The 13,787-nt window shown below is 45.3% G+C and carries 12 protein-coding genes; all 12 read right to left on the reverse strand.

The genetic code is table 11. The features are described 5' to 3' along the window. On the reverse strand, positions 1–463 hold a 463-nt coding region (locus FTV14_RS07890; protein ID WP_180053742.1), incomplete at its 3' end, for a transposase domain-containing protein. Positions 464–589: 126 nt separating this feature from the next. Continuing rightward, positions 590–988 carry a Na+/H+ antiporter subunit G gene (locus FTV14_RS07895; protein WP_005233541.1) on the reverse strand — a complete coding sequence of 133 codons (399 nt, stop codon included), beginning with the start codon at positions 986–988 and terminating at the stop codon, positions 590–592. A 10-nt stretch (positions 989–998) separates the two neighbouring features. Next, complete coding sequence (locus tag FTV14_RS07900; protein ID WP_004787192.1) at positions 999–1,274, reverse strand: monovalent cation/H+ antiporter subunit F; 276 nt, start codon at positions 1,272–1,274, stop codon at positions 999–1,001. After that, positions 1,271–1,789, reverse strand: a complete 519-nt coding sequence (locus FTV14_RS07905) for a Na+/H+ antiporter subunit E (protein ID WP_034169751.1) — start codon at positions 1,787–1,789, stop codon at positions 1,271–1,273. The genes FTV14_RS07900 and FTV14_RS07905 overlap by 4 nt, the downstream gene beginning before the upstream one ends. Continuing rightward, on the reverse strand, positions 1,789–3,597 hold the full coding sequence (locus FTV14_RS07910) for a monovalent cation/H+ antiporter subunit D (protein WP_180016610.1): 1,809 nt from the start codon (positions 3,595–3,597) through the stop codon (positions 1,789–1,791). The genes FTV14_RS07905 and FTV14_RS07910 overlap by 1 nt, the downstream gene beginning before the upstream one ends. Beyond that, positions 3,597–3,962 (reverse strand): Na+/H+ antiporter subunit C, encoded by a 366-nt coding sequence (locus FTV14_RS07915; protein WP_034169749.1) that lies wholly within the window; start codon positions 3,960–3,962, stop codon positions 3,597–3,599. The genes FTV14_RS07910 and FTV14_RS07915 overlap by 1 nt, the downstream gene beginning before the upstream one ends. Positions 3,963–3,966: 4 nt before the next feature. Further along, positions 3,967–6,804 carry a monovalent cation/H+ antiporter subunit A gene (locus FTV14_RS07920; RefSeq protein ID WP_180016638.1) on the reverse strand — a complete coding sequence of 946 codons (2,838 nt, stop codon included), beginning with the start codon at positions 6,802–6,804 and terminating at the stop codon, positions 3,967–3,969. Between the two features lie 437 nt (positions 6,805–7,241). Beyond that, positions 7,242–8,636 carry an AAA family ATPase gene (locus tag FTV14_RS07925; protein WP_180016609.1) on the reverse strand — a complete coding sequence of 465 codons (1,395 nt, stop codon included), beginning with the start codon at positions 8,634–8,636 and terminating at the stop codon, positions 7,242–7,244. Positions 8,637–8,675: 39 nt separating this feature from the next. Further along, on the reverse strand, positions 8,676–10,178 hold the full coding sequence (locus tag FTV14_RS07930; protein WP_034590271.1) for an AAA family ATPase: 1,503 nt from the start codon (positions 10,176–10,178) through the stop codon (positions 8,676–8,678). 19 nt (positions 10,179–10,197) lie between these two features. After that, entirely contained in the window at positions 10,198–10,980 is a 783-nt protein-coding gene (hisIE, locus tag FTV14_RS07935; protein ID WP_159122705.1) for a bifunctional phosphoribosyl-AMP cyclohydrolase/phosphoribosyl-ATP diphosphatase HisIE, read from the reverse strand. Positions 10,981–11,195: 215 nt separating this feature from the next. After that, complete coding sequence (locus FTV14_RS07940; RefSeq protein WP_034169744.1) at positions 11,196–12,083, reverse strand: SDR family NAD(P)-dependent oxidoreductase; 888 nt, start codon at positions 12,081–12,083, stop codon at positions 11,196–11,198. A 294-nt stretch (positions 12,084–12,377) separates the two neighbouring features. Then, complete coding sequence (locus FTV14_RS07945; RefSeq protein WP_180016608.1) at positions 12,378–13,655, reverse strand: bifunctional O-acetylhomoserine aminocarboxypropyltransferase/cysteine synthase; 1,278 nt, start codon at positions 13,653–13,655, stop codon at positions 12,378–12,380. Positions 13,656–13,787 lie beyond the last annotated feature (132 nt).

Here is a 13,787-nt window from a genome sequence, read left to right on the forward strand (position 1 = left end):
TTTTACCCTTAGATGAGCCAAAGTGTGCAAAATTCTCATCTGTATAAGGCATAGACCAAACCACCCCGTCAACAGCACATACACTAAGGCCATGAAAGTTTGAGTATTGCTGTTGGGATTCTTCAAACCAGGCTTGGCTGAGTAGAGAAAACAAGGCATTCAAGGGCTCTCGCCCTAAGCGTTGTCGTGCTTGTACTGCTGCACTGGGAACGCAATATTCTGTGGTACCAAACACAAGTTTTAGTTGCTCTACCACATACCCGATCGGTTGATCTCGAAACAGGGCAAGCCCAATCACCAGCCATACCACATGTTCGGCAGGTAATTTTCTTCTCCTGATAGAAGCCTTACCTGTTTGACGCAGGCTCTCTTCAATCCAATTTAAATCAATGAATTCACTGAAATGGCTAAGTGAAGGTAGAGAATGTTGAAGAGTACAATCTAAATTTTCAGATAAAGTCATAAAAAAATGAGCGTATTGGCATACACTCATTTTTACTACATTTTTCTAATGTCTGCTTAACTGACTGGCATTAACCTTAGGGTGGCTTTTTTATTGCTAAACTTTTTAAGTAAAACTGGCTAACTATTACTTTGAATCCTGGTCATTCATTTTCTTTTCATAAAATGCACGACGGCGGGTTTTCTGCCAAGGCAATGGACGTTCTAGTGTTTCTGGCACTTCACCACTCATCGAGCGCAAACGTAAATGCAAGGCCGCTTGCGCCATCAGGTTGGCAGATACCGGTGCAGTAATGAAGGCAAACAGGGTAATCAGTACTTCAGCAAAACCTAAACGACCATAGATAGCCGAAAAAATAATAGAAGCGATCAGAAAGCTTCCCAGGCCTAAGGTACTGGATTTAGTCGGTGCATGCAGACGCATAAAAAGGTCGGGTAGACGTATCATCCCAATGCCACCCACCAGCATAAAAAACGCGCCAATCAATAAAAAAATCGAAACTAGTATTTCTAAAATTAAAGGCATTTAAAAACTCCTAGTCGATGACATGTCCAGTGGTGAAATAGCGGGCAAGGGCAGCGGTAGAAACAAAGCCCAGCATGGCCACCAGTAGGGCACCTTCAAACATGAAAGTGCTGCTCCAGTAGATTCCCAGAATCACCACCAGACAGGTTGCATTTAAAAATAGGGTGTCCAGTGCCAGCAAACGGTCGACGATTGATGGGCCCATAACCAGCCGGATCAGACACAGTAACATGGAGATCGTGACAGCACCCAGACAAATCAGCAATGCATATGGCAGAATGGTCATGCTTCAGCTCCTGATTGTGCGCTAAAAATTTTAATCAATGGTTGTTCATAGCGCTGTTTAATAGTTTCAATTTCGGCCTCTTCATCATCCGTGCTTAAGGCATGCACCAGAATATCGCCACGGTCCTGATCAATCCCCGCAGAGACTGTACCTGGTGTCGTGGTAATAATCATTGCCAGCAACGTATTCACTTCTTCATGTTCGGTATCTAGCGGTACCCGAAACCATTTGGGATGCAGATTTTTGGTCGGTCCCAGTACTAAAATCGCGACTTTAATATTAGCGACAATGATGTCCCAAACAACGACCCAAAACAGGCGCATCGCTGGCACCCACCGGATATTCGGTGTGTAATCAATAAAAGGGGCGACCATTCTCGGAATCAAGATCGCCAGAAATATTGACATAAGGAGTGTGCCGGCTTCCATATTATGGGCCAGCATGATCCAGCTCATCGCCACAATGACCGAAACGAAAGGATGTGGGAACCAGCGTTGAAGTAATGATTCAGCCATTAAAGTCCCTCCGCCGGTTTAAGTTGATTGTCGTCGTATTTGTTCTGTTCAATATACTGCTTATCAATCTGACGCTGTTTAAATTCAGAAATATGATCGCCATTTAAGGTATTTTCTGAAATGACATAAGGAATCAGGTGCGCATTTGGATCAGGCGTTTCACCACCGTATTTGGTTTCTGGTAAATAACCCGGATCAAATGGCTGAACACTGATGAACTTGCCTTCAGCATCACGTTTTAACAGTGCTGCTTCATAAATCGGATTGGTTTTAATCTGTACTGCGGTCTGATAATTATATTGATAAATCGGTGCAGCAAAAACAACGTAGGCTGTCAGACTGAGCAATAATAGATAAATAACCCGGTCATTCCGTGCTGGTGCCTTGCTGGGCAAGGATTCATATTTGCTGAATTCTTCAGAATTTTCATCCTGTTCTGGTCGGCTTGAACGCCAGAACAGAATAAAACCAACCCGGGTAAAAGCCAGAATACTTAGTAAGCTGACCAGTAGAACCGTAAAGATAATCAGCATTTGATGTTCAGACTGTCCTGAAGCTTGCAGGATAAACACTTTACCGAAGAAGCCACTGAAAGGTGGCAAGCCGGCCATCATCAAGGCAATGATGAAATACACAATAGAAACCAGCTTATTCTGTTTCATCTGTGGGGCAATTTTAAAGTGATCTTTAAATTCACCGCGTTGTGAGGTAATCCAGCCACACAGGATATAAAACGCTGCGCCAATCAGGGTACTGTGCACCATATAGTACAAGGCACCTGCCCAGGCTTGGGTACTGTTCATGGCAATCGCAATCAGAATGGTGCCGACTGAAGACAGGATCATAAAGCCGACAAAACGGCGTAGACGTTCAGTCCCAATGGCACCGAATGCACCATAGAGTGATGTAATCACACCAATGGCCAGCAGACAGTTCATCAGGATCTGATGGCTGTATTCATCATCAAATACGGTGCCATTGACGCGGATAATCGCGTAGATCCCGACTTTGGTCATGATGGTAAACAGGGCAGCCACTGGAGTAGTGGCAACAGCATACGTTTTAGGAAGCCACAGGCCTACCGGTAACATGGCTGCCTTGATCCCGAACACCACAAATAGCATCAATCCGCCTGCAACGGCCAGCTTATGTTCATCGTCTGCCAAAGTTGGCATCAGACGAGCAACATCAGCCATATTCAGGCTGCCGACACTGCCATAAATCATCCCGAGTCCGATCAGGAACATGGCAGAAGCAAGCAGGTTAATAGCCACATAATGCACACCGAGCTGAAAGCGTGCCTTGCCTTGCCCATGCAAAAGCAGGACATAGGATGCCATTAACAGGATCTCGAAGAACACGAACAGGTTAAACAAGTCACCGGTCAGGAAGGCACCACTAAGCCCCATTAATAGAAAATGGACCATGGCATGGAAATAACGCCCGCGAATATCCCATTCTTTGCTGGCATACCAAACGATTGGCAAAGCGAGTGTATAGGTCAGTACCAGCATCAAGGCAGAGAGCTGGTCCAGGACCAGCACAATACCAAAAGGGGCGGCCCATTCACTTAAAGTGTAGACACTAATTTGCCCTTGGCTGCTATTGATCAGATAGCCAATCGCCATAATCAAACCCAATAGGGTCGAAATATGACTCACGCCACGACGCCAAGGCTGACGCCAGTCGGTAATCAGAGAACCAGAACCTGGGTTACCCAACAGTACTAGAATAAAGGCAGTAAAAGCCGGTAAAAGAATACTGAAAATAGGGGTGTGTTGATTCAAGAAGTTGAGAAGATCAGTCATTACGGCTCATCCTCACGTGGGTCATGTTGCGGTATCTCTTCTTTGGAATCAACGTGATCTGTTCCTGATTCATAACGGCTACGTAAGGCCAGCTGTACAATAAAGGCGGTGGTGGCAAAACCGATTACAATTGCGGTTAAAACCAAGGCCTGAGGTAAAGGATCGGTGACCTGCGTGGTTTCGGTGAGTACTGCAGGTGAATTCATCTGAATACGGCCCATGGCAAATAAAAACAGGTTCACTGCATAACCAATCATGGCCAGTCCGAGGACCACCGGAAAGGTACGTGCCCGCAGAATCAGATAGATCCCGGTGGCAGTGAGTAGGCCAATTGCTGAGGCTAATAAAAGTTCTAAACTAATCATTCTATTATCCTCTTGGTACTGGGCCAGTCATACTTGAGTGACGGGAGTCACCCAGAACGGAAATCATCAGCATGGTCGCACCGACTACGGTGACATAGACACCGACATCAAATAGTGCAGCAGAAGCCAGATGCATATCGCCAAGTAATGGCGGATGGACATGAATATGGGCACTGGTCAGGAAAGGACGTGACCAGAACCAGGCTGCGATGCCAGTCAGGCCAGCAATAGTCAGGCCGACGCCAATCCAGATTTCATAGAGACGTCCAGATTTAGCTCCCAGCATTTTTTCTGCATGATCCTGACCAATGGCAACGTATTGAATGATCAAAGCCAATGAGGTGACCAGACCGGCAATAAAACCGCCACCCGGAAGATTATGGCCGCGCATAAAGATATACAGACTAACCACCAGTGCTACCGGCAAAATCCATGATGCAGTAATTCTTAGCATCAAAGGGGAGGGGTTAAAACGGTAAGTCAGGCCTTGGGTAATGGTGGTGCCATGAGCACGCATACCATCCATCAGACTTAGTACCCCAATGGCGGCAATCCCGAGTACGGTAATCTCGCCAAAGGTATCGAAACCACGGAAATCGACCAGAATTACATTGACGACGTTTGTACCGCCACCAAGCGGAATCGATTGTTGGATGAAGAACCAGGAAATTGAATTATGGTCACGTGTCATAACTAGCCAGGCAACTGTTGCAATTCCTAGACCTCCGCAGACTGCAATCACTGCATCTCGCCAGCGTCGGGTCGGGCTGGATTCATAAGGCGTTAATTGTGGCAGGAGTGACAGGCTCATTAGTAGCAGAACCGTCGTTACTACATCGACTGTAATCTGGGTCAAAGCCAGATCGGGTGCTGAAAAACCAATGAAAACCATGGTGACGACCAGACCGACCGCACCGCTGATCAGGATGGCTTTAATCCGTTCATGATGGAACCACAGCATCATCCAGCAGGCTGAGAACAGCAGTAACCATAGAACGATGGCCAGAACTGGTGCATGGGTCAGTTCGCGGCTACCGGTGTCGATCCCATTGACGACGAGTGGATAGCCCACCAGACCAATGGTAAACAGCACCGTCCACAAAATATAACTTTGCAGTTTGCCATTTTCAGTCGCACGGCGGAAACGTCTTGAATTCAGTAACAGATTTTTCAGGAACAGATCAAACAGTACACGACCTTGCAGTTTGCCCAGTTTCGGATCCAGATCAATTTCCCGAATTGCGCCGCCTTTGGCCAGTGCAAAATAGAAAATTGCACCGCCGAATATCGCGATGATACTCATCACCAAAGGCAGATTAATACCGTGCCAAAGGGCGAGGTGAGTGCCTTCAAAGGCGAAATTCTGGGTTGACGCTTGTGTGGTGCTATTTACAATCTTTTCGACCAGTAATCCTGGTAGCAGACCAACTGCAATACACAGAAAAGCCAGTAAGATAGCCGGTGCACGCATACCAAATGGCGGCTCATGCGCAGCTTTATTTGGGACTTGCTGGCCTAACGGACCATCAAAAAACACGCCATGTACCAGGCGAATCGAATAGGCGACAGCGAAAATCCCGGCCAGTGTTCCTGCAATAGCAGCACCGACCATGACTGGGCCACTTAAGTTTGCGACCAGTTCGGTAAAGAACATTTCCTTGGACAAGAAACCATTGGTTAATGGAATACCAGCCATGGAGGCGGCGGTGATCATGGTCAGTGTTGCGGTAAAAGGCAGCATTTGCCAAAGACCAGACAATTTTCGCAGATCACGAGTACCGGATTCATGGTCAATGATCCCGGCAATCATGAATAGGGCAGCTTTAAAGGTTGCATGGTTAATGATATGGAAAATTGCTGCTGCCACGGCCAGTGGTGAGCCAATACCCAGCAAACACATGATCAGGCCCAAGTGGCTAATAGTTGAATAGGCCAACAGACCTTTCAGATCTTCTTTAAAGATGGCAAAGAACGCTGCCACACACAGGGTAAATAACCCGATAAAAGTAACAATATTATGGAACAGTGCCGCGCCTGCAAAAATCGGCAATAAACGTGCGACTAAAAACAGGCCCGCTTTGACCATGGTGGCAGAGTGCAGATAGGCAGACACCGGCGTCGGTGCTGCCATGGCATTTGGTAACCAGAAGTGAAACGGGAACTGCGCACTTTTGGTAAAAGCACCGAGTAAAATTAATAATAATGTCGGTACAAATAGGGCATGTGCCTGAATCTGTTCGCCCATCATCAGGATCTGGTCAATCTGATAGGTACCCGTCATCTGTCCGAGCAGAATAAAACCACCCAGCATAGATAAGCCGCCCATGCCGGTAATGGTTAGAGCCATGCGTGAGCCGCGTTGGGCCGCTTCGTAATTGCTCCAGTAACCAACTAGCAGGAAGGAAGAAATACTGGTGAGTTCCCAGAAAATCAGGAGAATCAGAAGATTATTAGACAATGAAATACCGAGCATCGCTGCCATAAACAGCATCAGCAGGAAATAGAGTTTACTCAGGGAGTTTTTAGGACTGAGATAGTAATAGGCATAGATATAAATCAGGGTACCAATTCCACTAATCAGCAGAGCAAACAGCATGCCCAAAGCATCCAGCCGGAAACTGAAGTCGATTCCAAGCTGGGGTAGCCAGGACCAGGTCTGGGTAATTACCGTTCCATTAAATACAGCAGGCGCCTGACTCAACAGTAATAAGAAACTGCTGAGGCTGACGGCAATTGCTCCTAAAGCCGTTACCCCGCGTGAAAATTGCTTCAGCCACGAGACAAGGGTTGTGCCTAATACTAACGGTAACAATATAATAATTGGCAGCACACTCGTATCCATTGTCGTGATATAGGTTAAGGTCAACCTAGGGTGAATCTTTATCTTTCAAGGATTACAGGACCGCAAAGAGCGACCCAAAACTTCTCGATCTTGAAAGCCAGAATGATATTCAAACAGAATAAAACAGTTGTATTGCGCAACTTATAAACGATAGCAAATTCCGATTTTACAACGAAAATTGCAAGTAAAACCGATCATATTACAGGATAACCACAACATCAATGTTTTTATGTAGAACTTGTAGATTATACGTAAGCTTGGTTTTGATATGGGGTGCATGCTTGAACATCTCGTACAAATTTGACCGAAAATAAAGATCAAACTCCCTGCATTTATTGATAAAAATTTATAACTTCTTGATCAGGAATGCAGAAAATCAAAACCTATTCTTGCATCCTGATTTTAATTTTTAAATTGCATTATCGTTTCAGCACTAGTTAAGAAGATTGAGGCAGGCTTTGTGAATTATCCTGACTCAACAGTTGTAAAAGTTCTTGCTGCTGTTCTGTGCTTAGCTGTTCCTGAATCAGTTGCAAAACAGACTGAGCCGTCAAGTTGACTATTTCTGGTTCCTGAAGTGCATCTTCAACTTTTTCTATATCTGAATGATTTTGGCTCATCTCAAGCGGCAACTCTGCATAAAAATGATCATACTGAACCTGCATTGGATTTAGATGGATGGGATGCACCTGTTTATTTTCCAGTTTTAGACACTGAAAATCCTGAGCCTGCTCCAGCAATTCCGGCCGGTTTCCAGTCACAATAATCTGCAAGTTAGGAAACGCCTGATGCAGACGCGGTAAAATGACGGCGGCCATGTCCTGATCCAGTTGATGATCAATTTCATCAATCAGTAAAATGCCAGTACCTTCCTGACAGGGAAATAAGCTGTGCGGATTAAGCAGACAAAGGCGCCGTACAACATCTCCCACCAGTGCAATCCAGTTCCGGATACTGCTCGACAACTGCTGAAAGCTAAAGGTGTGATCCTGATAACGCACCATCAATTGCAGCTTGGGCTGGTAGTCCAGATAAATCTGGCTAAGTTCTGGTAGTACAATGGATAAAGCTTCACGCAAGGCAGTCAGGCTCGGTGTATGCATATGTGCTTTAGCTTTTTCAATTTGCTGGACCAGCTGATCTGCCTGTATATCATCCGATTGCTGTAGCGCCTGATCTAGAATCTGGTCAATGATCTTGGCACTTTGTGCATTTTCGATATCACTGATTTCACGAAACCATTCAAAGAAACGTGCAAAAGTCGTAAAAGGGATAGCAGTAATTTCATAGGCATGCGCAGTCTGAAAAATGGCCTGATTATTTTTGCTGAGTAAATTGATTTCATTGACGAAGCGTTCAGCCGGATAATAGGCGACCATAGGCAGGCCGAGCAAAGGGTCATGTTGTCTTGCCTTCTGATAAAGATTCACCATGGTATCGAGTTGCTGGGTTTCCGCTTTGGCAAAGCCAATTCCCTGACTATTTAAGGTTTTGTATAACTGCCAGGAACAGGATTGGGCAGGGGCTGCTTCTCCCTGTGCTGATTCAGGTAATGGTCCCAAATCATCAGGAAAACGCACCTGGATATCAATTTTGGATTGCAGACGATTTTGCAGGATATCCTGATCCAGCATACTTAAACCTGCGGTACGCAAGTCGCGAAAACGTGCAGAAAACCAGGTCAAAGCCTGATAACTCAAGCGCAGCAAGGTGGTTTTACCCGAACCCTGATCACCCAGAATTAAAGTCACAGGTGATTTTTGCAGATCAAAATCGAGCTGAATATTAGAAAAGTGCAGAGCATGTTTGAGTTGTATTTTTTCGATGTGCATGGATCACCTGTAGCGTGATTTTTACATCTATGTTTTACCTTAGCCAACGGCTTGGCGCAGTGACTGTGGCATCCTGATTTTCAGTTGTTGAATGAGGTCATAAATGTGATGAATATTTAAGCTTACTTTAGCACGAGTACAGGCCACGTAAAGCAGACGTAACTCTTCGTCACTAATTTTATGGTCTTTCTCATTCAGCTTGAACTGGTAGTCATCTTCAATATGCACACGATCCCATTCCAGACCTTTGGCCTTATGCGCGGTAGAGATGATGTAGTCCGCTTGTCCGATTGGGGTGATTTTGGCGAGGGCAGTTTTCAGGGGATCAGTGCCATGTTCATCGACCAGTTTGACTAAAGGCTTGATATCACTGCCTTCATTGGTCTCACAGTATTCGTGTACATCATGCCATGAGTTAAACCAAGCCAGTTCAGGCACATCAACTACACGCTTGCCCTGTTTCAGCATCGCAGCGGCATCAACAAAACGGTTCAGTTTGACATGATCCGCTTGCAGGCTGACTTTATCGCCACGTACTAAACCGGCAAGTAATAGTTCCATAGCACGCGCATTGGTCCGGCATAGAATCGCATCGCGTAATTTAGTGTGCGGTTTATTGACGACTTTGGAGTTTAAGTGCGGATTACCGAGTAGGGGCACGGTTTCATTCAATGCTCCCAAAATCGCATTGGCATTCAGCGCAATTTCAGGCCCGAAACGGAATGAAGTGGTCAGACGAGATTCGGGTAGCGGCAGCTGCTGCATGGCATTCACTGCGCCACGCCAGGCATAAATCTGCTGATGCGCATCGCCGACATAGATGACCTGAGTGCTACGCTGTTTCAGCAAAATTCCCAGCATCAGTGGGTCGGCATCCTGTGCTTCATCAAACAGCACATAGTCGGCAGGAATATTGGGCTCAGACAATGCCCAAAGTTTCAGGTAAATATCATGCCCAATCCCGGCCTGATGATTGGGATCAATTGACTCTAACCAACGCCGTTCAACTGCTGGATAAAGTTTCTTTTGCAATGCTTCAATATCATCTGGGTGTAGCCAGCTCGGTGCCTGAATATGTCGCGGGGCGGGATATTGCGAACTGGTTGAGCAGAAATAGCCAACTGCATTCGCGACCAGACTGGCCAGACGCGAAGGCATCAGTACATATTTTTCATAACGTCCGCCCATCATCCGGCGCAAGGTCATCGGTTCAAGGCGATATTCTTTGGCAATAAAGCTTGGACTTAAACGCGGTAGGCGTAGTTTATCCGTGACTCCACGTGGAACACTGCGAAAAGCCAGGGAGTGGAAAGTACGGCAGTCGACACCACGATGAAACTTGTTTTGTGCTTCTGAGGCAATGGATTTATTAAACGCCAGATACATGCCGCGCCGTTCCGGCATGGCATCACTGATCATTTGCAGGGTCGTAGTTTTACCTGTGCCCGCATAGGCAATGACTTTAAAAGATTTTCCCAGACGTGCGTTATCAATGGCAGTGGCCTGCTCATAGGTCGCTTTGGGTTTTTGCAGATCAGACACAGGTAGATTCATTCACGACTTAATGTTGACGATTGGCTTTTTCAACCAGACCGGATAGACCCTGACGGCGTGCCAGTTCATTCAGGACCAGTTGTGGATCAAGGTCAAAATAACCAAGCATGACAATGGTATGGAACCACAGATCAGCTACTTCATAGATCAGGTCATTCTTGTTGTCTTCAGAGGCTTCAGTTTTGAAATCTTTAGCCGCGATCACGGTTTCAAAGCTTTCTTCACCGACTTTTTCCAGAATCTTGTTTAAACCTTTATGGTACAGCTTGGCCACATAAGAGGATTCCGGATCAGCTTTCTTACGCTCTGCCATCATCTCGCCCAAGTATGATAATACTTCAACCTGTTCAGACTGAGCAGTTGAGGCATTCATAGCAAGGGTATGTGGATTTGTTGATTTTTCACCATAGATTGCTGCTGGATCTTTAATTTGTGCATCCACAATTTCCCAGCCATTCGGTGTCAGTTTACGATAGAAACATGATTCACGGCCGGTATGGCAGGCAATACCACCATGCTGTTCAATCTGTAAAATAATCACGTCCGCATCACAGTCCAGACGGATTTCATGCACAGTCTGGAAATGACCAGATTCTTCACCCTTATGCCATAACTTGTTACGTGAACGGGAGAAATATACCGCCTGATTTTTTTCAGCAGTTAAAGCCAGCGCTTCACGATTCATCCAGGCGACCATCAATACACGACCAGTTTGATGGTGCTGGGCAATGGCAGGGATCAGACCTTGTTCGTTAAATTTTACTTCATCGAGCCATTGCACGTTGTTCATAAGGGTTTCCATTAATTGAATCAGAATATAAAAAGATGGATAGGAAATATCCGTCCATAGTGTACGTGATCTCGTCGCATTTGCGGCAAAAATCTGTACCTGAAAAGACAGGATGTGTCGTTAGGCACATTCAGATTATAAACCTGAGCGGTTGAATCTCTAAAGTGCAGAAATAAAATAGCCGCCCTTAGGCGGCCGAAATATTCTTGAAGAAATTACCAATGCTCGCCCGGGAAGATCCGCGCATAGGCCTTTTGCACCCAGTTCAGTTTTTGCGGCTGACCCACTGATGCTGAAGAGCTTGGGAACAGGTTATAACCGATCGACATCAGGACATTGTTGATGTCTGGTGCAATCGCATAGGTAATCGAAGCCAGACGTCCCAAATTGGTTGCGACTTTCTTCGGACGTTTCACAATCGCATAAGCAACCAGTTCAGCTGCCTGTTCCGGAGACAGGGTAGGCACATATTTATAGATCTTGGTCGGTGCGATCATTGGTGTACGAACCAAAGGCATATAAATTGAAGTGATTGCAACTTTATGTGAATGGACTTCTGCAGACAGACAGCGGCTGAAAGCATCCAGTGCCGCTTTAGATGCGACATAAGCCGAGAAGCGGGTGGCGTTCGCCAATACACCAATCGAGCTGATATTAATGATATGACCTGCACGGCGAATCATCATTTGCGGCAGGATATTCATCACCAGGCGCACTGCACCAAAATAATTTAGCTGCATGGTACGTTCAAAATCATGAAAACGATCCACTGATTCATGCACTGCACGGCGAATCGAGCGGCCCGCATTGTTAATCAGGATATCGATATGGTCGACTGAAGCAATAATCTGTTTGGACACTTCATCAATGGATTCCATATTGTTGAGATCACATGGAAATACCGAAGCTTTACCGCCTTTGGATTCAATTTCTTTTTTTACTTGTTCTAGGGTGTCTTTGGTACGCGCGACCAGTAAAACATGTGCGCCAGCATCTGCCAGCTGATGTGCCGTCGTTAAACCTATACCACTGGATGCGCCTGTAATGAGAACAGTTTTACCTGCAATACGTTTTTCCAATTGTTTCTGTAGTCTAGTTTTCACGTTTGTTATCCCTAATTTGAAGACTGCGTTCAAATTATTTTTATTAAAAAATCAAAGATGGCTCTAAAGAGATAAGAGCGAAGATGAGTACTAATATAATAACTAATTATTTAAGAAAATCTATACATTAAACTATTGAAAATAAAATAAAAATTAGAGTAATTGCTCTAATTGTGTTCGCCGTTTCAATTGATTTTTATCATGAAAATAAATCACAAAGCAAGTGATTGTATTCAAAAAATAAATAAAAAAACTCCAGCATTTTTGCTGGAGTTTTCTGCTTTAAAATGGCGCTTAAACTGCTGCAAGAGATTGTTCCAGATCCGCAATCAGGTCATCAATGTGTTCAATTCCAATCGATAAGCGAACCATATCTTCACTCACACCTGCTGATTTGAGCTCTTCAGGATTGAGCTGGCGGTGGGTGGTGGTTGCAGGATGACAGGCGAGACTCTTAGCATCCCCAATATTGACCAGACGGGTGAACAGTTGCAGGGCATCGATAAAACGGGCACCGCCTTCACGGCCACCTTCTACACCAAAAGTCAGAATGGCAGACGGTTTACCTTTCACATATTTTTGTGCCAAAGCATGCTGCGGGTGATCTTTCAGACCGGCATAATTGACCCATTTTACTTTTGGATGTTGTTGCAAATATTCTGCAACCTTCAGCGCATTTTCGGTATGACGTTCCATACGCAGGCTCAAAGTTTCCAAGCCTTGCAGAATTAAAAATACATTTTGCGGGCTGATCGCTGCCCCGGTATTACGCAGAGGTACGACACGAGCACGCGCGATATACGCCGCTTCACCTAAAGCTTCAACATAATTAACACCGTGATAACTCGGATCAGGTGTATTCAGAGCAGGGAAACGCTCGGCATGTTGACCCCATGGGAATTTACCGCTATCCACGATAATGCCGCCAATCGAATTCCCATGACCACCAATATATTTGGTCAGTGAATGCACCACGATGTCGGCACCGAAATCAAAAGATTTCTGTAGGACTGGTGTCGCTACAGTATTGTCGACGATGACTGGTACGCCATATTCATGGGCAATTTTGGAAATCGCTTCGAGGTCAATAATATTACCCAGCGGGTTACCAATTGATTCCACAAAAACCAGTTTGGTCTTGTCATCAATTAGGCCACGTAATGCTTCCGGATCTTGATAATCAAAGAAGCGAACTTCGATCCCTTGTTTAGGCAGGGTATGTGCAAACAGGTTATAGGTGCCGCCATATAAAGTAGACACCGAAGCAATATTGTCACCTGCTTCAGCAATGGTCTGAATCGCATAGGTAATCGCAGCCATACCCGAAGCCAATGCCAGTGCACCAATCCCGCCTTCCAGAGCTGCAATACGTTGTTCTAGCACCGCTGTGGTAGGGTTCATAATGCGGGTATAAATATTGCCCTGAACTTTCAGGTCAAACAGATCGGCACCGTGCTGAGTATTGTCAAAGGCATATGAGGTGGTTTGATAAATCGGCACTGCCACAGCTTTAGTAGTAGGTTCCGGGCTATAGCCTGCGTGAATCGCTAAAGTTTCTGCTTTATGAGTCATGATCGTTGGTCTTCTTGTGTTTTTAGCTGTAATGAAACTGCTCAAATATTAGCACTTGAAATATGAAGAAAAGTGCATATTTATTCAAATGAATATCTTAATTAACGATATAGCATCAATAAAATAATGCAA

It is taken from the genome of Acinetobacter sp. YH12236 (assembly GCF_013417645.1).
In the GTDB taxonomy this organism is placed as follows: Bacteria; Pseudomonadota; Gammaproteobacteria; order Pseudomonadales; family Moraxellaceae; genus Acinetobacter.

Bases quoted from the DNA above. Each gene is read 5' to 3' on its own strand.
- FTV14_RS07920 (WP_180016638.1), bottom strand. From the start codon at position 6,804: ATGGATACGAGTGTGCTGCCAATTATTATATTGTTACCGTTAGTATTA.
- FTV14_RS07905 (WP_034169751.1), bottom strand. From the start codon at position 1,789: ATGGCTGAATCATTACTTCAACGCTGGTTCCCACATCCTTTCGTTTCG.
- FTV14_RS07910 (WP_180016610.1), bottom strand. From the start codon at position 3,597: ATGACTGATCTTCTCAACTTCTTGAATCAACACACCCCTATTTTCAGT.
- hisIE (WP_159122705.1), bottom strand. From the start codon at position 10,980: ATGAACAACGTGCAATGGCTCGATGAAGTAAAATTTAACGAACAAGGT.
- FTV14_RS07915 (WP_034169749.1), bottom strand. From the start codon at position 3,962: ATGATTAGTTTAGAACTTTTATTAGCCTCAGCAATTGGCCTACTCACT.
- FTV14_RS07900 (WP_004787192.1), bottom strand. From the start codon at position 1,274: ATGACCATTCTGCCATATGCATTGCTGATTTGTCTGGGTGCTGTCACG.
- FTV14_RS07945 (WP_180016608.1), bottom strand. From the start codon at position 13,655: ATGACTCATAAAGCAGAAACTTTAGCGATTCACGCAGGCTATAGCCCG.
- FTV14_RS07925 (WP_180016609.1), bottom strand. From the start codon at position 8,636: ATGCACATCGAAAAAATACAACTCAAACATGCTCTGCACTTTTCTAAT.
- FTV14_RS07895 (WP_005233541.1), bottom strand. From the start codon at position 988: ATGCCTTTAATTTTAGAAATACTAGTTTCGATTTTTTTATTGATTGGC.